General features: G+C 40.1%; 18 protein-coding genes. 10 read left to right on the forward strand and 8 right to left on the reverse strand.

The window, feature by feature from the left end; translation table 11 throughout:
• Positions 1-4: 4 nt before the first annotated feature.
• On the forward strand, positions 5-925 hold the full coding sequence (locus tag JL001_RS09820; protein WP_200975916.1) for a DMT family transporter: 921 nt from the start codon (positions 5-7) through the stop codon (positions 923-925).
• A gap of 27 nt (positions 926-952) precedes the next feature.
• Here the strand turns inward: JL001_RS09820 and ispE are convergent, their stop codons facing one another.
• Complete coding sequence (ispE, locus tag JL001_RS09825) at positions 953-1,759, reverse strand: 4-(cytidine 5'-diphospho)-2-C-methyl-D-erythritol kinase (protein WP_200980366.1); 807 nt, start codon at positions 1,757-1,759, stop codon at positions 953-955.
• A 559-nt stretch (positions 1,760-2,318) separates the two neighbouring features.
• Here ispE and ilvD point away from each other — a divergent pair.
• The 9 genes from ilvD (at position 2,319) to JL001_RS09870 (ending at position 12,867) form a co-directional block, all read left to right on the forward strand.
• A complete protein-coding gene (gene ilvD, locus JL001_RS09830) occupies positions 2,319-4,001 on the forward strand; it encodes a dihydroxy-acid dehydratase (RefSeq protein WP_200975917.1) in 1,683 nt (560 codons plus the stop codon).
• A gap of 55 nt (positions 4,002-4,056) precedes the next feature.
• Positions 4,057-5,751: a biosynthetic-type acetolactate synthase large subunit gene (gene ilvB / locus JL001_RS09835; protein WP_200975918.1), complete on the forward strand. Its 1,695-nt coding sequence runs from the start codon at positions 4,057-4,059 to the stop codon at positions 5,749-5,751.
• Between the two features lie 10 nt (positions 5,752-5,761).
• Positions 5,762-6,265 carry an acetolactate synthase small subunit gene (ilvN, locus tag JL001_RS09840; protein WP_192008513.1) on the forward strand — a complete coding sequence of 168 codons (504 nt, stop codon included), beginning with the start codon at positions 5,762-5,764 and terminating at the stop codon, positions 6,263-6,265.
• An 11-nt stretch (positions 6,266-6,276) separates the two neighbouring features.
• On the forward strand, positions 6,277-7,320 hold the full coding sequence (gene ilvC / locus JL001_RS09845) for a ketol-acid reductoisomerase (RefSeq protein ID WP_200975919.1): 1,044 nt from the start codon (positions 6,277-6,279) through the stop codon (positions 7,318-7,320).
• 167 nt (positions 7,321-7,487) lie between these two features.
• Complete coding sequence (leuC, locus tag JL001_RS09850) at positions 7,488-8,885, forward strand: 3-isopropylmalate dehydratase large subunit (RefSeq protein ID WP_200975920.1); 1,398 nt, start codon at positions 7,488-7,490, stop codon at positions 8,883-8,885.
• A gap of 19 nt (positions 8,886-8,904) precedes the next feature.
• Entirely contained in the window at positions 8,905-9,495 is a 591-nt protein-coding gene (leuD, locus tag JL001_RS09855; RefSeq protein WP_200975921.1) for a 3-isopropylmalate dehydratase small subunit, read from the forward strand.
• A gap of 13 nt (positions 9,496-9,508) precedes the next feature.
• Positions 9,509-11,092 (forward strand): alpha-isopropylmalate synthase regulatory domain-containing protein, encoded by a 1,584-nt coding sequence (locus JL001_RS09860; protein WP_200975922.1) that lies wholly within the window; start codon positions 9,509-9,511, stop codon positions 11,090-11,092.
• The gene (gene leuB, locus JL001_RS09865) at positions 11,061-12,128 is read left to right on the forward strand and encodes a 3-isopropylmalate dehydrogenase (protein WP_200975923.1); all 1,068 of its coding nucleotides are present in this window, start codon (positions 11,061-11,063) and stop codon (positions 12,126-12,128) included. Before JL001_RS09860 ends, leuB begins: the two co-directional genes overlap by 32 nt.
• A 211-nt stretch (positions 12,129-12,339) precedes the next feature.
• A complete protein-coding gene (locus JL001_RS09870; protein ID WP_200975924.1) occupies positions 12,340-12,867 on the forward strand; it encodes a dihydrofolate reductase family protein in 528 nt (175 codons plus the stop codon).
• Positions 12,868-12,894: 27 nt separating this feature from the next.
• Here the strand turns inward: JL001_RS09870 and JL001_RS09875 are convergent, their stop codons facing one another.
• The 7 genes from JL001_RS09875 to JL001_RS09905 all read right to left on the reverse strand — a co-directional run bounded on the left by JL001_RS09875 (position 12,895) and on the right by JL001_RS09905 (position 19,788).
• On the reverse strand, positions 12,895-13,713 hold the full coding sequence (locus JL001_RS09875) for an enoyl-ACP reductase (protein ID WP_200975925.1): 819 nt from the start codon (positions 13,711-13,713) through the stop codon (positions 12,895-12,897).
• Positions 13,714-13,836: 123 nt separating this feature from the next.
• A complete protein-coding gene (gene recN, locus JL001_RS09880) occupies positions 13,837-15,486 on the reverse strand; it encodes a DNA repair protein RecN (RefSeq protein WP_200975926.1) in 1,650 nt (549 codons plus the stop codon).
• 50 nt (positions 15,487-15,536) lie between these two features.
• Positions 15,537-16,439, reverse strand: coding sequence for a DUF4835 family protein (locus tag JL001_RS09885; protein ID WP_200975927.1), 903 nt, complete (start codon positions 16,437-16,439; stop codon positions 15,537-15,539).
• A 41-nt stretch (positions 16,440-16,480) separates the two neighbouring features.
• Complete coding sequence (gene coaBC / locus JL001_RS09890) at positions 16,481-17,695, reverse strand: bifunctional phosphopantothenoylcysteine decarboxylase/phosphopantothenate--cysteine ligase CoaBC (protein ID WP_200975928.1); 1,215 nt, start codon at positions 17,693-17,695, stop codon at positions 16,481-16,483.
• Positions 17,696-17,704: 9 nt separating this feature from the next.
• The gene (locus JL001_RS09895; protein WP_200975929.1) at positions 17,705-18,025 is read right to left on the reverse strand and encodes a DNA-directed RNA polymerase subunit omega; all 321 of its coding nucleotides are present in this window, start codon (positions 18,023-18,025) and stop codon (positions 17,705-17,707) included.
• 31 nt (positions 18,026-18,056) lie between these two features.
• On the reverse strand, positions 18,057-19,001 hold the full coding sequence (locus tag JL001_RS09900; protein ID WP_200980368.1) for an outer membrane protein assembly factor BamD: 945 nt from the start codon (positions 18,999-19,001) through the stop codon (positions 18,057-18,059).
• 70 nt (positions 19,002-19,071) lie between these two features.
• The gene (locus tag JL001_RS09905; RefSeq protein ID WP_200975930.1) at positions 19,072-19,788 is read right to left on the reverse strand and encodes a T9SS type A sorting domain-containing protein; all 717 of its coding nucleotides are present in this window, start codon (positions 19,786-19,788) and stop codon (positions 19,072-19,074) included.
• Positions 19,789-19,821: the final 33 nt, after the last annotated feature.

A 19,821-nucleotide genomic window follows, 5' to 3' on the forward strand; every position in this document is an offset into this window, starting at 1 on the left:
CCCGATGCTAGGGTCAGCTTTCAAGGACTATTTGATGCTCCATTTCATTGTTTTGATTTGGGGCTTTACGGCTATTTTAGGTTTGTTGATCAGCATACCTGCCGTAGAAATTGTGTTTTTCAGGACATTCATAGCTACCCTAATATTGGGTGTGCTTTTTGTTTTAAAGGGACGCAGAATAATCATTCCTAAAAAAGAATTGGCCAAAGTTCTTGGGACAGGGGCATTAATAGGGCTCCATTGGATTTTGTTTTTTGGAGCGGCGAGGGTTTCTACTGCATCAGTTTGTTTGGCGGGAATGGCCACTTGTTCTTTATGGACTGCATTTATAGAACCATGGGTCAACCATTCTAGAATCAAATGGTATGAAGTGATGCTTGGGCTTGTGGTTTTGGTGGGACTTTATGTAATCTTCAGATTTGAAATTAAATATTGGGAAGGCATAGTGATGGCCGTTGGCTCAGCTTTCTTGGGAGCATGTTTTACGGTGAGTAATGGTCGTCTGACCAAGAAACATTCTCCCTATTTAATTACATTTTATGAAATGATGGGGGCGTGTGTTTTTACTGCTTTGTTTATGCCGTTTTATGTGCTGTTCTTTGCTGAAAATGGAGTACTTCAGATGGATTTAACTTTAAGCGACTGGTTTTGGATGTTGCTGCTAAGTGGTGTTTGTACCGTCTATGCTTTTTCAGTATCCGTAGAATTGATGAAAAGGTTGACTGTTTTTGTGATCAACCTTACTGTTAACTTAGAACCAGTTTATGGGATTATTTTGGCGGTGTTGATTTTTGGAGAAAAGGAACAGATGACATCAGGTTTTTATCTAGGTACTTTGATTATACTGGTTTCAGTTTTTCTTTATCCGGTATTTAATTTTATATACAAAAGGAGGAAACAGAAGCAGTTATTGAGGATGCAGTAGCTACAAAAGCAGCTACTTCTTTTTCTGTTAAAGTGGTTTAGAGAAAGTAAAATACTCTTTCGGCCAACTCTTTTGTTCAGGCTCTTTATCAAATAGGCCAAATACTGTTGATCCAGATCCTGACATGGCGGCATAGAAAGCTCCTTGTTGATAAAGTTGGGCCTTGATTTCCGCAATTTTAGGATACTTGGTGAATATGCTGCTCTCAAAATCATTGACCAGTCTTTCTTTCCATAAGGAGCGATCAGCCAGCGTTTCTTTTAATTCATATTGTGGGAGTTGAGGATGCACTCCTGCATAGGCCTCTTTAGTGCCAATGTGGATTTGAGGATTGACTAAAGTAATCCAACATCCATTGAGGTCAAGATTTACTTCTTCCAATAATTCACCTCTTCCTTTAGCGATTTTGGGTTTGTTTTCAATAAAAAAAGGACAGTCACTGCCAAGTTCTGCCGCGTAATCTTCCAAAAACCAATCTTCAAGGTGAAGATCAAATAGGCTGTTCATCATAGATAGGGCAAAAGCAGCATCTGCAGACCCGCCACCAAGCCCAGCCCCCATCGGAATGGTTTTGTGCAAATGGATGTCAATATGGGGTAGCTCATTGAAGTCCTTTCGGAGAAGCTTAAGTGCTTTTAAGATGAGGTTGTCTTTCTCTTTGCCAGGAATGGTCAGTCCAGTACCTGTAAACTTTGTTTTATTGGATAAGGTGATTTCAAGAGCATCGCACAAAGGAACCGGAAACATACAGGTTTCGATTTCGTGATAGCCATCCTTTCTTTTTTCGGTAATGGAAAGTCCTAAATTTATTTTTGCGTTAGGGAATTGTATCATAGAAATCATAAAAGAAGTATTGATGCAAAACTATTAAAATAGGCGTATTAATTTTGGTTCTTTTTAAGGATTCTTGCGTTAATGTTTGTTGGTTGTGTTAAAAAATGTCTAAAAAGTTGGTTTTAGTCCTTGTTTAGCCTGTTTTTTTTAACAAAAATTTAAAAAAAAATAAAATCAGAAGAAAATTCTGAAATTTAGATAAATAATTTTTTTATGAAACATAAAAGAGTGTATTGCATAAAAAATCCACTAAATTCTCGTGTTAATTTCAAGATAGACAATAGTTTAATTTTTGATTCATTTTAAAAAAAGAAATAAAATATTGTAAGTGTCAAAATAGGGTTTTACTTTTGTTAAGCATTTAAAATTAAACAGAAAAAGACACCACTAAACACTTTAAAAGCATGTCAAGAATAGTCAGCGTCATTAACCTAGTTATTATTCTCATTTTCAATTGTAAATGAGGCGCTAGACTATTGTAGAACATCCATAAAGCAATAAAGTGCCTCATACCATGAGGCACTTTTTTTTATAAGACGATAACAGAATTAGATATATAATGAGTGATTTGAAGAAATATAGTTGGGAAATAAGCGATAATCAGGAGCATCCGGCAGGGATGGCCATGCTTTACGCTACAGGATTGAGTGATGAAAAGATGAAGCAGCCTTTTGTAGGGGTAGCCAGTTGTGGGTATGAAAGTAATCCATGTAACATGCACTTGAACAGTTTCGCCGAAGAAATCAAAGCTTCGACCAACAAGTCTGATTTAGCAGGATTTATATTCAATACCATCGGTATTTCCGATGGTATTTCTATGGGTACTGCAGGGATGAGTTATAGCCTTCCTTCAAGAGAGGTGATTGCTGATTCTGTCGAGTCATTTATTTTAGGACACTCATTTGATGGAGTGGTTACCATTCCTGGTTGTGACAAGAACATGCCGGGTGTTGTGATGGGAATGTTAAGGGTGAATCGTCCAAGTATCATGGTTTTTGGAGGTACTATTCGTTCCGGACATTACAAAGGAGAAAAATTGAATATTGTTTCTGCATTTGAGGCGTATGGTAAAAAGATCAATGGCCAGATATCAGATGAGGATTATATGGGTGTGATCAAAAATGCATGTCCTGGTGCGGGTGCTTGTGGTGGTATGTATACCGCTAATACCATGTCCTCAGCTATTGAGACCATGGGGCTTTCACTGCCATTTAGTTCTTCTTACCCTGCGACTTCTAAAGAGAAGCGTGAGGAATGTAAGAATATGGGTAAATATATCAAGCAACTTTTGGCCCTAGACATAAAGCCAAAGGATATTGTAACCAAGAAGAGTATAGAGAATGCTGTGAGGGTGACTGTAGCCCTTGGGGGAAGTACCAATGCCGCCTTACACATATTGGCCATTGCAAAAACTGCTGGTGTAGATTTTACTTTGGAAGATTTTAAACGTATCAATGCTGAAACACCAGTTTTGGGTGATTTCAAGCCAAGTGGTAAGTTCATGATGGAAGACCTTTATGATATGGGTGGGCTGCCTGCCTTCTTGAAGTACTTCTTGAATGAAGGGTTACTTCATGGGGATTGCATGACTGTTACTGGTAAAACAATGGCAGAAAACTTAGAAGGTATCGAGCCAGTGAAGACATCCAAAGAGAGTGTAATTCACCCATTGGATAACCCAATCAAGGAAACAGGACACTTGTGTGTACTTCATGGAAACCTTGCGCCGGAAGGCGCGGTGGCCAAAATTTCTGGTAAAGAAGGTAAATCATTTACAGGTACAGCCAGGGTATTCAACAGTGAAGTAGAAGCCAATGAGGCTATGAAGAATAAGAAAGTGCAGAAGGGGGATGTTGTAGTAATTCGCTTTGTGGGACCAAAAGGTGGGCCAGGGATGCCAGAAATGTTAAAGCCTACAGCCATTATCATTGGTGCTGGACTTGGATCAGATGTGGCTTTGATTACTGATGGTAGGTTTTCCGGTGGCACGCATGGTTTTGTAGTTGGCCACGTCACTCCTGAGGCATATATGGGAGGACCGATTGGTTTGATTCAGGATGGAGATACGATCACTATTGATGCAGAGACTTTGGAACTTAATGTGGACGTAAGTGATGAAGTGTTTGCCGAAAGAAAGAAAAGCTGGAAGAATAAGGATTTAAGCCATCTTCAAGGTACTTTAAAGAAATACAGTCAATTGGTGTCTACTGCCTCTGAGGGTTGTGTTACGGACAAGGGCTAAGGCAATAGACTACCAATTAGAAGGAAGAAAAACCTCAAATATAATTTAATTACACATGAAAGATTCGAGAATCAGAGGAGCTGAGATCGTAATCAAATCTTTGGTAGCTGAAAATTCCGAATATATTTTCGGTTATCCAGGAGGTGCCATCATGCCAGTTTATGATGCACTTTATGATTACGCGGACCAAATCAAGCATGTACTGACAAGACATGAACAGGGAGCAATCCATGCAGCGCAAGGTTATGCGCGAGTCTCTGGAAAAGTCGGGGTCTGTATGGCTACTTCAGGGCCAGGTGCTACTAACCTGATCACAGGGATAGCAGATGCCATGATTGATAGCACTCCTCTGGTCTGCATTACGGGACAAGTGGCTTCGCCTTTGCTGGGAACGGATGCATTTCAGGAAACTGACGTGGTAGGTTTTTCCATGCCAGGAACTAAATGGAACATCCAAGTAAGAAGGGTAGAAGACATAGCTCCGGCTATAGCCAAAGGTTTTCATATTGCTAGATCAGGGAGACCGGGACCCGTTTTAATAGACATTACCAAGGATGCACAAAATGCCTTAGGAGAGTTTAATTATGTGCCTTGTCTTGGGATCAGGTCTTATCGTCCTTATCCAAAGGTCAATGAAAATAGTGTTGCAAAAGCAGCAGAAATAATTAACCAAGCTAAAAAACCCTATGTGTTGTATGGGCAAGGTGTTGTAATAGGGAAAGCAGAAGAAGAACTAAAGGCATTCTTGGACAAAAGTGGAATTCCTGCAGCTTGTACCTTATTAGGATCAGGAGCTTTGGATGAAGATCATCCACAGTATGTAGGAAAATTGGGAATGCATGGTAACTATGCCCCAAACATGCTGACCAACCAATGTGATGTCTTGATTGCTATAGGAATGCGTTTTGATGATAGGGTAACCGGGGACCTGAAACGTTATGCCAAACAAGCCAAGGTGATCCACTTGGAGCTTGACAATGCGGAGATTAACAAGAATGTAAAATGCGAAGTATCTATACTTGGCAATTGTAAGGAAAGTTTACCTCTACTGACTGAAAAACTGAAAGAGAATTCTCATCAGGATTGGTTGAGCGAGTTTAGAAAGTTGGAAGAAAAAGAGAAAAGCGCTGTAGTTTCCTTGGACTTATTGCCCACTAAAACTGGCCTGACCATGGGGGAGGTTATTCGCTACGTGAACGACTTCAAAAAAGATGATGCCATTTTGGTAACTGACGTGGGACAGCACCAGATGATTGCTTGGAGGTACTTTAAGTACAAAACTACTAGAACTCAGGTGACTTCTGGAGGTTTGGGGACAATGGGCTTTAGTTTGCCTGCGGCATTGGGGGCACAACTGGCAGATCTAAATCGCCAGGTGATTTGTGTAGTCGGTGATGGAGGTATACAGATGACTATTCAGGAATTTGGTACCATTATGCAAACACAAAGTCCTGTAAAGATTGTATTACTGAACAACAATTTCTTGGGTATGGTAAGACAATGGCAGCAGTTGTTCTTTGATAAGCGTTATTCGTTTACAGAACTTGATAATCCTGATTTCATCAAGATTGCTGAAGCTTATAATATGAAAGCTTCTAAGGTTACGGAAAGGGATAATCTTCGAGATACTGTAGCAGAAATGATGGTGCATGACGGCCCTTATTTCCTTGAGGTAGTCGTTGAAAAAGAGGACAATGTGTTCCCTATGATTCCTACAGGATGTTCAGTAGAAGAAGTGAGATTAAGCTAAGCCACATTTTATGAATCGTTATACAATATCCCTTTTTACGGAAAATTTCATAGGTATTCTTAATCGAGTAACTTTGATTTTTACTAGAAGAGGCGTGAATATAGATGCCCTTACTGCTTCTGAAAGTAAGGAAGATGGTGTGCACAGGATCACCATAGAAGTGACCACGACTGAAGAGCAGGTCATTCAGATTGTAAAGCAAACTGAAAAAATAATAGACGTCATCAAGTCCTTTTATTACAAGGACGACGAAGTCGTTTACCAAGAGATCGCACTTTACAAAATTCCTATCAGCAGTCTTGATCCGGGCTTGGAAAAAGTCATCAGACAATATAATGCAAGGATCATTTCAGCAGAGAAGGAGTTTGTAGTGATCGAAATGACAGGCCACAAAGAAGACACTAAAGCACTGCTGGAAATTTTGAAGGATTTCAGTATCCTTGAATTTGCCAGATCAGGCAGGGTGGCGGTGGCCAAACCAATGGGAACAATTGAACAATACTTAAATAATTAAAATTAGAAACAATGAAACTGAAATTCGGAACAGTTGAAGAAGATGTAGTAACAAGAGAAGAATTTCCTCTTGAGAAAGCCAGAGAAGTACTTAAAGACGAAGTGATTGCTGTATTGGGCTATGGTGTACAAGGTCCAGGTCAAGCACTTAACTTGAAAGATAATGGTTTTAATGTAATCGTTGGTCAGCGTAAAGATTCCAAAACTTGGGATAAAGCCGTAGCTGACGGTTGGGTTCCTGGTGAGACGCTTTTTGAATTGGAAGAAGCCTGTGAAAAAGGTACTATCCTTCAGTTCTTGCTTTCTGATGCAGGTCAGATCGCCCTTTGGCCAACTGTAAAGAAACACCTTTCTCCAGGTAAGGCTTTGTATTTCTCTCACGGTTTCGGTGTGACTTACAATGACCAGACTGGTATCATTCCTCCAAAGGATGTTGATGTGATTTTGGTGGCTCCTAAGGGTTCTGGTACTTCCTTGAGAAGAATGTTCGTAGAAGGTAGAGGTTTGAACTCTTCTTTCGCGATCTACCAAGATGCTACTGGTAAAGCTAGAGAAAGAGTGATTGCTTTAGGTATCGGAGTAGGTTCTGGTTACTTATTTGAAACTGATTTCTACAGAGAAGTGACTTCTGACCTTACAGGTGAGAGAGGTACTTTGATGGGAGCTATCCAAGGAATCTTTGCCGCTCAGTACGAAGTATTGAGAGAAAACGGTCACTCTCCTTCTGAGGCTTTCAACGAGACTGTTGAAGAATTGACTCAGAGTTTGATGCCTTTGGTAGCTGAGAACGGTATGGACTGGATGTATGCTAACTGTTCTACTACTGCACAAAGAGGTGCTTTGGATTGGTGGAAGCCATTCAGAGATGCATCTAAGCCAGTATTCGAAGATCTTTACAAAAGCGTTAAAGATGGTAAGGAAGCTGCTAAGTCTATCGAGTCTAACAGTAAGTCTGACTACAGAGTGAAGCTGGAAGAAGAGTTGAAGGAGCTAAGAGAGTCTGAAATGTGGCAAGCTGGTGCTACAGTTCGTAAACTGAGACCAGAGAACAATTAATATACTTTAAAGGAAAGTCTCTGGAATAAAATGAACGATATGATTGTTTAAGAGTAAAATAGAGACTTTCCCTAATTCCGATTAAAATCGGGACGGGAGGAATAGGAGAAAGAGATCACTCTGGTTCCTATTCCTTCTGAAGTTTAAGATGATTGATAACAGAAGCGATGGAAAAGAAAACATTATTTGACAAAGTATGGGACGCTCACGTGGTGAAGTCAGTCCCTGATGGACCTGATGTGTTTTTCATAGATAAACACTTTATCCATGAAGTAACCAGCCCGGTCGCCTTCCTTAACCTAGAAAAAAGAGGCAACAAAGTTCTCTTCCCTGAGAGAACGGTAGCCACCCCTGATCACAACGTTCCCACCATCGATCAGGACAAGACTATCAAAGATAAACTTTCTCGCATGCAGGTAGAAAAGCTGCGTGAGAACTGTAAGAAATACAATATTGAATTACACGATCTGGGTACAGATCATCACGGTATCGTTCACGTAATTGGTCCGGAATTGGGTATTACCCAGCCAGGTATGACCATTGTATGTGGAGATAGCCACACTTCTACACACGGTGCATTTGGAGCGATTGCTTTCGGTATCGGTACTTCCGAAGTTGAAATGGTATTTGCGTCACAGTGTATCATGCAGTCCAAGCCTAAACGTATGAGAATTACTGTGGATGGCGAGCTGCACAAAGGTGTTACTTCTAAAGACATCATTCTTTATATCATCTCTAAAATCTCTGCCAGTGGTGGTACTGGTTATTTCATTGAATATGCCGGTTCGGCTATTCAAAGCTTAAGTATGGAAGCAAGGATGACCATCTGTAACATGAGTATTGAAATGGGTGCTCGTGGTGGTTTGATTGCTCCAGATGAAACGACATTTAATTACCTTAAAGGAAAAGAGCATGCTCCCAAAGGTGAAGATTGGGACAAAGCTTTAGCTTACTGGAAGACTCTCAAAACCGATAAAGGTGCTGAGTTTGACCTTGAATATGCTTATGATGCTGCTGATATTGAACCAATGATTACCTATGGCACCAATCCTGGCATGGGGATCAAGATCAAGGACAATATTCCTACCACTGATGGTATGGAAGGTAGCAATAAGAAATCCTATATTAAGTCACTTGATTATATGGGATTTGCTCCTGGTGAGCCAATCAAAGGAAAGAAAATTGATTATGTTTTCGTGGGTAGCTGTACCAACGGAAGAATTGAAGATATCCGTGCTGTAGCTGAGTTTGTGAAAGGCAAAAAGAAGGCGGATAATATTACGGCTTGGATAGTTCCTGGTTCTAGAGAGGTGGAAAAGCAGGCCATCGAAGAAGGCCTTGTAGGCGTTTTGGAAGAAGCAGGGTTTAAACTTAGACAGCCAGGCTGTTCTGCTTGTTTGGCCATGAATGATGATAAGATTCCAGCAGGAAAGTATGCAGTATCTACTTCCAATAGGAATTTCGAAGGTCGTCAAGGGCCTGGAGCAAGAACCCTTTTGGCTTCTCCTTTGACTGTGGCGGCAGTAGCCATTACAGGTGAAGTAACCGATCCAAGAGAACTATAATCATCTAAATTGATCAAAAATGGCTTACGATAAGTTTAATATATTAAAAAGCACCGTGGTTCCTTTGCCAACAGAAAATGTGGACACGGATCAGATAATTCCTGCAAGGTTCTTGAAAGCTACTGAAAGAGCAGGTTTCGGCGATAACTTGTTCAGGGATTGGAGATATGATAGTGAAGGAAACCCTAAGGCGGATTTCGTGCTTAATGACGCTACTTACTCTGGTAAGGTGTTGGTAGCAGGAAAGAACTTCGGTTCAGGATCCAGTAGAGAGCATGCAGCTTGGGCCATCTATGACTATGGCTTCAGATGTGTGGTTTCTAGCTTCTTTGCGGATATCTTCAAAAATAACTCTTTGAACATTGGAATACTACCTGTAACGGTGACTCCTGAATTTTTGGATGAAATCTTTGCCGAAGTAGAGAAAGATCCGAGCACGGAAGTAGAAGTGGATATCAATACACAGACCATTACGTTGTTGAGCACTGGTAGATCAGAATCTTTTGATATCAATTCCTATAAAAAGGAAAACATGAAAAATGGTTTTGATGATATCGATTATCTATTGAACATCAAGGAAGATATCGTTGCTTTCGAAGCAAGCAAATAATAACTAAAGAGACATGCGTCTTCATAAGAAAATAGAAATCATGGATACCACACTGAGGGATGGTGAACAGACCTCAGGTGTGTCCTTTTTGCCTTCTGAAAAGCTTCAGATAGCCAAGCTGCTATTGGAAGAATTGAAGGTAGATAGGATAGAGGTAGCATCTGCCAGGGTTTCTGAGGGGGAGCTGGAAGGGGTGAAGAAAATCACGCATTGGGCTTCTGAAAAAGGATACTTGGATAGGGTGGAGGTTTTGGGCTTTGTGGACACGCCCGCCTCTGTGGACTGGTTGGTCTTGGCGGGAGCTAAAGTATTGAACCTGCTGACCAAAGGGTCACTCAATCACCTTACCTACCAACTAAAGAAAACTCCTGAGCAACATTTTGCTGATATTGCGAAATGCATTGAATATGCTTCATCAAAAGGCATAGCGGTAAATGTGTACTTGGAAGATTGGAGTAGTGGGATGCGTAAGTCCAAGGATTACACCATCAGTTTAATTGACTTTTTGGTGAGTCAAGAGGTGAAGCGGATTATGCTTCCTGATACTTTGGGGCTTCTAAAGCCTGAAGAAGTAAGGACTTTTGTAAAGGAGGTTACCAGCAAATATCCCGATATCCATTTTGACTTTCATGCCCACAATGATTACGATCTCTCTGTAGCCAATGTATTGGAAGCTGTAAACCATGGGATTTCCGGAATTCACAGTACCATCAATGGCTTGGGCGAACGAGCTGGAAATGCACCCTTAGAGAGTATCGTGGCTAGTATCACGGATTTCACAGATTTTAAGCTGAATGTTCAGGAGAACAAAATCTACCGGATCAGTAAGTTGGTAGAGCAGTTTTCTGGACTTCATATACCCTCAAACAAACCAGTAGTCGGTGAAAATGTCTTTACCCAAACAGCAGGAATTCATGCTGATGGAGACAATAAGAAAAACCTTTACTACAATGATTTGCTTCCAGAACGCTTCGGAAGAACAAGGAAGTATGCACTAGGGAAAACATCAGGTAAAGCCAATATCCTGAAAAATCTGATGGAGTTAGGGATTTCCCTAGAGCCTGAGGAGCTTAGTAAAGTGACCCAAAAGATCATCGAATTAGGAGATCGTAAAGAAAGGGTTACAACGGAGGATTTGCCTTATATCATTTCGGATGTTTTACAGAACAATAGTATCAAAAAGGATATCCTCATTGAAGGATATCATATGACCCATTCCAAAGGACTTAAGCCGACAGTACAATTAAGGCTTAAGGTGAAAGACCAATTTTATGAAGCACATGCTTCAGGAAATGGGCAGTTTGATTCTTTTATGCTGGCATTGCATAAAATATACAAGTCACTCAATAAAACTCTGCCCAAGTTGACAGACTTTAGTGTAAGTATCCCTCCTGGAGGAAAGACCGATGCTTTTGTAGAAACTGTAATCACTTGGGACTATGGTAGGATTATCAAGACCAAAGGTCTTGATAGTGACCAGACTGTGGCGGCAATGATGGCCACAGAAAAAATGCTCAACATCATTGAACAAATGAATATAGGAAAAACAGAAAATACGAACTTATATGGAAATGAATTTAGCGCTACTGCCAGGTGATGGCATTGGCCCTGAAGTAATCGATCAGGCTGTGAAAGTGGTCAAAGCCGTTGGAAAGAAATTTGGCCATACCATTACTTTTAAAGAAGCCATTGTGGGTGCGGCAGCTATTGATGCTACTGGTAGCCCATATCCAGACGAAACACATGAAGTTTGTGTGCAATCTGATGCAGTTCTATTTGGAGCAATTGGTGACCCAAAGTATGATAATGATCCTAAGGCTAAAGTTAGACCTGAGCAGGGTTTATTGGCCATGAGAAAGAAATTGGGTCTGTTCTCTAACGTGAGACCTACTTTTACTTTTCCTTCATTGATTCATAAATCTCCTTTGAAGAAAGACCGTATTGAAGGCACTGATTTGGTGTTTTTGAGAGAGCTTACAGGTGGTATTTATTTTGGTGAGCCAAGAGGTAGAAATGAGCAAGGTACCAAGGCTTTTGATACCAATGTTTATACCAAAGAAGAGATCACTCGACTAGCAAGAATGGGCTTTGAATTCGCTCAGAAAAGAAGAAAGTTGCTTACTTGTGTGGACAAAGCCAACGTTTTGGCTACTTCCAGACTTTGGAGAGAAACAGTACAGGAATTGGAGCCCGAGTATCCTGATGTAAAAGTAGAGTATGAATTTGTGGATGCAGTAGCGATGAGGTTGATCCAATGGCCTAAGGCTTATGATGTGTTGATCACCGAAAACTTGTTTGGTGATATTTTAACAGATGAGGCAAGTGTTATCTCGGGTTCTATGGGATTGATGCCTTCTGCCTCATTAGGTACAGATGTCAAATTGTTTGAACCTATTCATGGTTCTTATCCTCAAGCGGCTGGCAAAGATATTGCCAACCCATTGGCAACGGTGCTTTCAGCTGCGATGATGTTCGAATATGCATTTGATTTGAAAGATGAAGCAAAAGCCATTTCTGATGCAGTTAACCTTTCTTTAGCTGAAGGAATAGTGACAGAGGATATTGCTGAAGGAGAGAAGGCCTATAAAACATCTGAAGTGGGTGATTGGCTAGCAGAGCAGATTTTGAAATAATGATTTTGCCATTGATATGATTAGTTGAAGACGGAGTCCATTTGGACTCCGTTTTTCGTTTAAGCCTTCTTTGCTGTAAAAAAATAGGTTCTAAGTTTTATAAATTGAACAATGGGTCATTTACTGTCAATTTTTAAGGTTGGCCTTTGTCGTTCTTTTGTTTTTCATAAGTTGGTTGTAATTTGATCATAAAGATTGAAATGCTTTAAAAATGGAAAGAAAAGTAATTCTCTATATCGCTATGAGCTTGGACGGCTTTATTGCCAAAGATGATGATAATATTGATTTTTTGTCAAAGGTTGAGGTGCCTGGAGAGGATTATGGGTACGAAGACTTTCAGAGAAACGTTGACACCCTTATTTGGGGAAGAAAGACTTATGACAAATTGCTTTCTTTTGGAATCCCTTTTCCTCATAAGAATAAGAAGTGTTATGTTTTGTCTAAGACGCTTTCTGGTAAAAATGAAGATGTTGAATTTTATGGAGGGAGTTTAACTGAATTGATTACAGCTCTAAAAAGAAAGGAAGGAAAGCATATTTATTGTGATGGAGGGGGAGAAGTGGTGTTCAGCCTATTAAAGGAAAAATTGATAAATAAAATGGTGGTTTCTGTTATTCCTTATCTAGTGGGGCATGGAGTGAGGCTCTTTAAAGATGGTAGGCCAGAACAAGATATTGAATTGACCAAAAGCATAGCCTATCCTTCCGGGTTGGTACAACTATGGTATGACATGAAATAAAAAAAGCTCCTTAAGGAGCTTTTTTTATTATTTTTCATCGACAAGTTTTTCCATAATCTCCTCGGAGATTCCGGTGCACGAGTACCCTCCATCGTGATAGAGGTTTTGCATGGTAACCATTCTGGTATAGTCAGAGAACATTGTTACAATATATTCAGCACAAGCTTCAGCAGAAGCATTTCCAAGCGGAGACAATGACTCGGCGAAATTAAAGAAAGAACTGAAACCTCCAATGCCAGATCCTGCTGTGGTCACAGTAGGAGATTGGGAGATTGTATTGACCCTTACTTTTTTGTTTTTACCAAATCTGTATCCAAAACCTCTGGCAATACTCTCCAAAAGGGCTTTGGCATCTGCCATGTCCGTATAGAAAGGGTAAACTCTTTGTGCTGCGATATATGAAAGCCCAACGATAGAACCCCATTCGTTCATGATATCCATCTTTTCGGCTACCTGCATCATTTTGTGGAAAGATAATGCCGAAATATCATAGGACTTCATCGCCCAATCATAGTTAAGGTCACCATATTCACGTCCTTTTCGAATGTTTGGAGACATTCCTATAGAGTGTAGGAGGAAGTCGAAGTTACCTCCAAGATATTCTTTGGCTTCCGCATAAAGTTTTTCGATATCTTCTACCGAAGTGGCATCAGCTGGGATTACGATAGTGTCACATTCCTTTGCCAGTTCGTTAATGGCGCCCATTCTCATGGCGATTGGGGCATTGGTCAGGACAAATTTAGCTCCCTGCTCTTTTGCCTTAAGAGCGGTTTTCCAGGCTATGGAATTTTCATCCAAAGCGCCTGTGATAATTCCTTTTTTTCCTTTCAGTAGATTCTCAGGCATGATATATTTTTTTATTGATTTCGCTTATTAATCCGTAAAAATAAATAAAATTTTACCCAAACAGATGAGATCGTATTGATAAATCTGTTTTTGACATGTCTAATGTGTTGTGATACAGCAATATCACTTTAATAAATCCATGGCGCTTTTTAAGGCACTTTCTGACGGATTGGCTCCCGCAATCATTTTTGCAATTTCCAAAACCCGCTCTTCATCGTCCAAAGTTTTGATTTTACTGATCGTTTTATGGGCACTGTTATCCTTATAGACAAAATAATGTTTGTCTCCTTTGGCTGCTACTTGCGGTAAATGACTAATGCAGATAACTTGATGCTCTTGGGCAATTTGCTGCATCATCAAGACCATTTGCAAAGCGACTTCTCCAGAAATGCCGGTGTCGATTTCATCAAAAATTAAAGTTGGGAGGGCAACTTTATCTGCCATGATATACTTGATGGCAAACATCAATCTGGAGAATTCTCCACCTGAAGCAACCTGCTTGATAGGCTGAGGCTTAATGCCTTTATTGGCAGAGAACAAGATTTCAATGTGATCAATGCCGCTAGGGGTTGGCTCAGAAATCTGATGGGAAATGTCAAGCTTAGCATTTTCCATGCCGAGTTGGGCTAATAGGCTTGTGATTTGTCCGGAGAAATCATGGAAGCTTTTTTGGCGTTTCTGAGAAAGTTTCTCTGCGGCTATAGTCAGTTCATTCCAAGCCTTTTCTGTGGCTTTTTGTAAGCCTTCCAACTCCTCATCAAGGTTGTCTATTTGGAACGCTTTATCTGCCAATTCTTTTTCAAGATCAATTAGCTCCTCCACGGTCTGCAGACCATGCTTTTTTTGCAATTGATAGATTTTACTTAGCCTTTCTCGGATTTCTTCCAGCTTATCAAAATCCACTTCTATTTTGCTGTCTTCATCCTCCAATGAGGCAGCGATGTCATCAACCTCAATACAAATACTGTTGAATCTTTCTCTTAATTCATCAAAACGATGACTGTACCTGCTCAGGTTTTGAATGACTTGATTGACTTGCATGAGCACGTTGGCTGCACCCAACTCTTCCCCATTTAATAGTTGAAGGCTTTCATGGATCTTTGACTTGATGTCTTCGGCATTGTCAAGGATTTCCTGCTCGTTCTCCAGTTCTTCTTGTTCACCTTTTTGAAGTTGGAGAGTTGAAAGTTCTTCTAGTTGGAACTGATTGAAGTCAGCTTCTTTTCTAAGTTCAGCGGCTTCATGAGAGAGCCTATCAAACGCCTTTAGCGCTTTTTTATAGGATTTATAAGCATCGCTATACTTTGCTTTTTCTTTTTTTGTCTGAGCAAAAGCATCAATTAGGCTCAGTTGATATTCACCTGCTCCCAATAGGAGGTTGTCATGCTGAGAGTGGATGTCCATCAGCTCTTTTCCCAATGTCTTTAGAATGTCCAGCCTAACTGGTGTGTCATTGACAAATGCCCTGCTCTTTCCTGAAGGAGCTATTTCCCTTCTGATAATGCATGGAATTTCGAAATCAAGGTCTTCTTCTTCAAAAAAAGCCTCTAACCCATAGTTTCCAATCTCAAAAACACCTTCAATGATACATTTTTTGGAATCATCAAATAATGCTTTCGTATCTGCTCTGTTTCCCAAAAGCAGTCCAAGAGCACCTAGCATGATGGATTTACCAGCTCCTGTTTCGCCCGTAATCATATTCAGCGCCGAAGAGGGCGCCATTTCCAAAGTTTCTATTAAAGCATAATTAGAGATGCTCAGGTTCTTTAGCATACAGTAAAATCGATTTTCTTTGATTTGGGGTAAAAGTAATCAAAAACCAGCTATCCTTTTAGGATGTCATTGTATTTTCTGGCATTGTTTGGGTCTACTTTTAGTAGGATGCTCACCGCCTGTTCTTTGATCTCATCAGGAGCATTTTTAAGAATTTTACTGATCTCATCAGATTTTGCATCCATAAAGGTAATGGTCAGAATGCTGTTAGGTTGGGTTCTGTTTACCTCTTCCAGTTTTTTCAATGCTTCCAGAATATTCTGATAGGCTTCCTCTGGCTTTTTGGTAAGTTGATCCATTCCTAAACGGTGCATCAGGTAGTAAGCATCCCTAACAGGTCTGGTTACTTGGGCGCTGTAGAGCTCGTCAATCAACCAATAGCGGTTCCTTTTATTACTTGGGTTTTGCTCCCAGCCCGGGCGGGAAGATTGCTGGGCATTGGAAACGATATTATTGGCAATTTCAAAATAAGGCTCACCTCCTTCTGGAGCAAAAGTGTCGTAATCAATGCCAATGACTGTATAAGCATAATAAGCAAGCAAGGAAGTGATTTCACTTAAATGAGAATATCTGTTAAATTCCATGGGTTGGGATTCCAAAAATTCGAAGCTCCAGTTTCGGTCCACAAAATTAAAGGCCAAGCTTTCATAGCTGGAGCCATAGACTGGTCTAACAGCTTGAATCTGAACAGTTGCTTCAAAAAAACCGACCTGAGGCATATCATTGATCGTTACCAGCATGTTTCCTTTGATTCTTTCTTCAGGATCAAACTGGTCATTGGTCCAGCTTCTTCCATTGAGGAATTGCTCAAAGGAGTTTTTCATCTGGTCAAAGATGTCTTTATTCTGGGTTCTTGCCCGGTCACTGTTGATCGTTACGGTAAAGTTGAGTTCTTGTGCACTTACTTTTGAAGTAAGGATAATGAAAAAGAATAAAAATAATTTGAATCTCATAGGTACTTGGTATTGCTTAAAGTTAAAAAATAAACTTGGAATCAAATTTTCTTAAGCAATTGTTTTTTTAGGGTATCAACTATCAGTTTAGCGATGTCGGTTTTGGGTAAGAGGGCAGATTCAATCTTTTCTCCCGTCTTTTGGTAAAGGGTTACCTTATTTGTATCATGCTGAAATCCCGCTCCTTGATCTCTCGTGGAATTGAGCACGATCATATCAAAGTTTTTCTTCCTTAATTTGGCCAGTGCATTCTCCTCTTCTTGCTGTGTTTCCAATGCAAAACCAATATGGATTTGATTCGAAGCTTTTTGTTCTCCTAAGCTAGCGGCAATATCCACATTCTTCTTTAAAGTGATGGTCATTCTTTCGTCTGACTTTTTAATTTTTTCACTAGCAGGTTCCATGGGCGCATAGTCTGCTACCGCTGCGGCAAAGATACAGATATCGTTTACTTCATGATGTGACAGTGCCTCACCGAACATCTCCTGGGCACTTGTGACAGGTATGGTGTGGATATTGGGGTGGTTCACTTTAGCCTGACTAGGTCCAAGGATCAAGGTTATGGAAGCGCCCCTTTTGGCAAGGGTTTCTGCCAAGGCAATGCCCATTTTTCCACTGGAGTGATTTCCAATGAATCTAACAGGGTCTATGGCCTCTTGCGTTGGTCCTGCAGTAATCAAAACTTTTTTACCGGTAAAATCATTTTGATTAGTACCGAAATGCTTTCTGACGTAATCGAGGATGTTTTCTGGTTCCATCATTCTGCCTTGTCCGCTTAAGCCACTAGCCAGTTCACCACTTTCCGCTTCTAATAGGACATTGCCATATTCTTGAACTTTAGTGAAGTTGCTCTTAACGGAAGGGTGTTGGTACATGTCCAAGTCCATAGCTGGAGCTAACATGACAGGGCAGCGGGCAGAGAGATATGTGGCGGTGAGCAAATTATCTGAGTTGCCATTGGCAAGTTTTGATAAGGTGCTGGCACTTAGGGGAGCAATTATAAAAAGATCAGCCCACAGTCCTAGTTCTACATGGTTGTTCCATTCACCGGTTTCATTTTTGTGAAACTGATGATAGACTGGCCTCTTGGAAAGTGTCGAAAGTGTAAGGGGGGTGATAAAATCAAGAGCTGAAGTGCTCATGATAATTTGCACTTCAGCTCCTTCTTTGACCATTAACCTGGTCAGGTGAGCTGCTTTATAGGCGGCAATGCTACCTGTTACGCCAAGTAATATTCTTTTGCCCTTCAGCTCCATAATATGATTTTAAAGTTCTTCCTCGCTGTTTTCTTCTGGGCGACGGAAGTGAACTTTTCCTTCAATGAATTCTTCCATGGCCAAAGTAGATGGCTTAGGCATTCTTTCATAGAATTTAGAAATTTCGATCTGCTCTTTGTTCTCAAATACTTCTTCTAAATTGTCCACTGTAGAAGCAAATTCAGAAAGTTTGTTGTTTAATTCTTCTTTAGTATCCAAAGAGATTTGCTTGGCTCTTTGAGAAACTATGTGAAGCGACTCATACAAGTTACCTGAGATTTCAGCGACCTTGTCTAGGTCTCTTGTGATGATTGAAGGATTAACTGCCATATTGATATTGATTTATTTGCTTTGGAATTGATTAATTAGTGCCTTCCGGAGTTGCAGTTGGTGTTACTGATTGCTCAGTTTCTTTCTCTTCTGCTTCTCTTTTGGCTTTTGAAGCCTGCTCTAACTTCCTGATTTCATCGTACTGTTTTTTCAGACTTTGGTGCTCAGAAAGCTCCGATTTAGTTTTTTCAACAAGCGTATTGACTTCATTATTATAAAGACTCTTAGGGAATTTTCTTTTGAAGTTGTCACCGAATTCAAGTGCCTCGTTCAGACGTTCTTCTTTCTTGGTGAAAATACTTCTCTCTGCATAGGCACTGCTTACTTCGACAAGTTTGTAAGCCAATTCTTCATTGTGCTCACTATTAGGATAGGTTTTGGCAAAGTTTTGGAAGTTGACAATGCATGCCAAATAGAATTGACCAGGGAACAGTCCCTCTGTCAATCGGTAATACATTTGGGCTTCCTCGTAGGCTTTTTTCTCAAATCTTTCCTGTAGGTCATTGATCATGGTCATAGCCCTTTCATAGGAATCGGACTGCGGGAATCGATTGATAAATTGCTGAATGGCCGCTACTGCTTCTCTACTGCTTTTTTGGTCCAAATTATAGTCTGGAGCGTCCATGTAAAGGGAATAAGCATGCATAAATAGGGCTTCCTCTGCCATTGGGCTACGGCTATAGCTTTCAAAGAAAGTGTTGAAATAGCTCGCTGCTTCAATGTATCTTTTTAACCTAAAATGAGCATAGGCATAATTGAATTGTGCCAATTCTGACTTCTCACTTCCTCTAATAACCGGCAAAACTTTATCATAGAGAATAATAGCTTTGTTGTATTCTCCTTTTTGATAATATTCGTTCGCGGCTGTATATAGTTCATCCCAATTGGTGCTTTTTTCAAGTTTATAGAACCTGCCACAGGCACCAAGTGTGATAACCATCACTAGAAGTAATGTATGCTTAATTGTATTCTTCATCATTTTCAATCTGCAAATATAAGGGAATTTGATTCTGTATCAAAGTTACTTTATGGGTATGTGAGGGAGCTTATTTTTTGACAACGAGCTTTTTGGTAACAATATTTTTACCATCAACTATTAAAGTGTAAAAATAAACCCCAGGATTAAAGTCACTCACATTGATAAGGAGTGTTTTCTGCTGTGGGGAAAGGGTAAGCTCTTCAATAGGGTTTCCAATAAAACTATTGATGAGCAATTTAATCTGTGCATCAGGATTTTTAATTTGATAATCTATTTGAGCAATTTTATTACTTGGGTTGGGATACACACTGCCAAATGAAATGTCTTTATGATTGACTTCTTCCTCATCCTGCGGTGCGAATATTTCGTAAACCCCTTCAATGATAAATACATCTCTTAAGTTGTCTACATTAGAGAAGTGTAAATCAAAGGTGCCTTTGGTTTCAGTTATGCCTGAGTGAAATTCAATGTACAAATCAGTATATACTTCTCCTGGTTCCAGATGGATTTTGATTTTGGCCAGATCTTTTCTTGGATCAAAACATACATCACCTAAGCAGATCTTGATGTCTTGTGAAGATCCAATTTGTCCACGCATAAATTTCAAGACGTAGTCATTGGCTTTGTCGGAATCATTATGGAGAATGACGGATTTTCTTTGGGTATTGTTGATTTTTCCAGTGAATTGGGTCTTATCGCTCAGTACGCGCACCTGTCTTGCCTCAGCTGTAGACAGCTGAAATAAGATAAAAATAATGGTGAAAAGCGATAAAAAATTTTTCATGTAAATGTTATGCCAATATGATGTTTGTTTAAA

Origin of the sequence: Echinicola sp. 20G (assembly GCF_015533855.1) — a bacterium.
GTDB lineage: Bacteria > Bacteroidota > Bacteroidia > Cytophagales > Cyclobacteriaceae > Echinicola.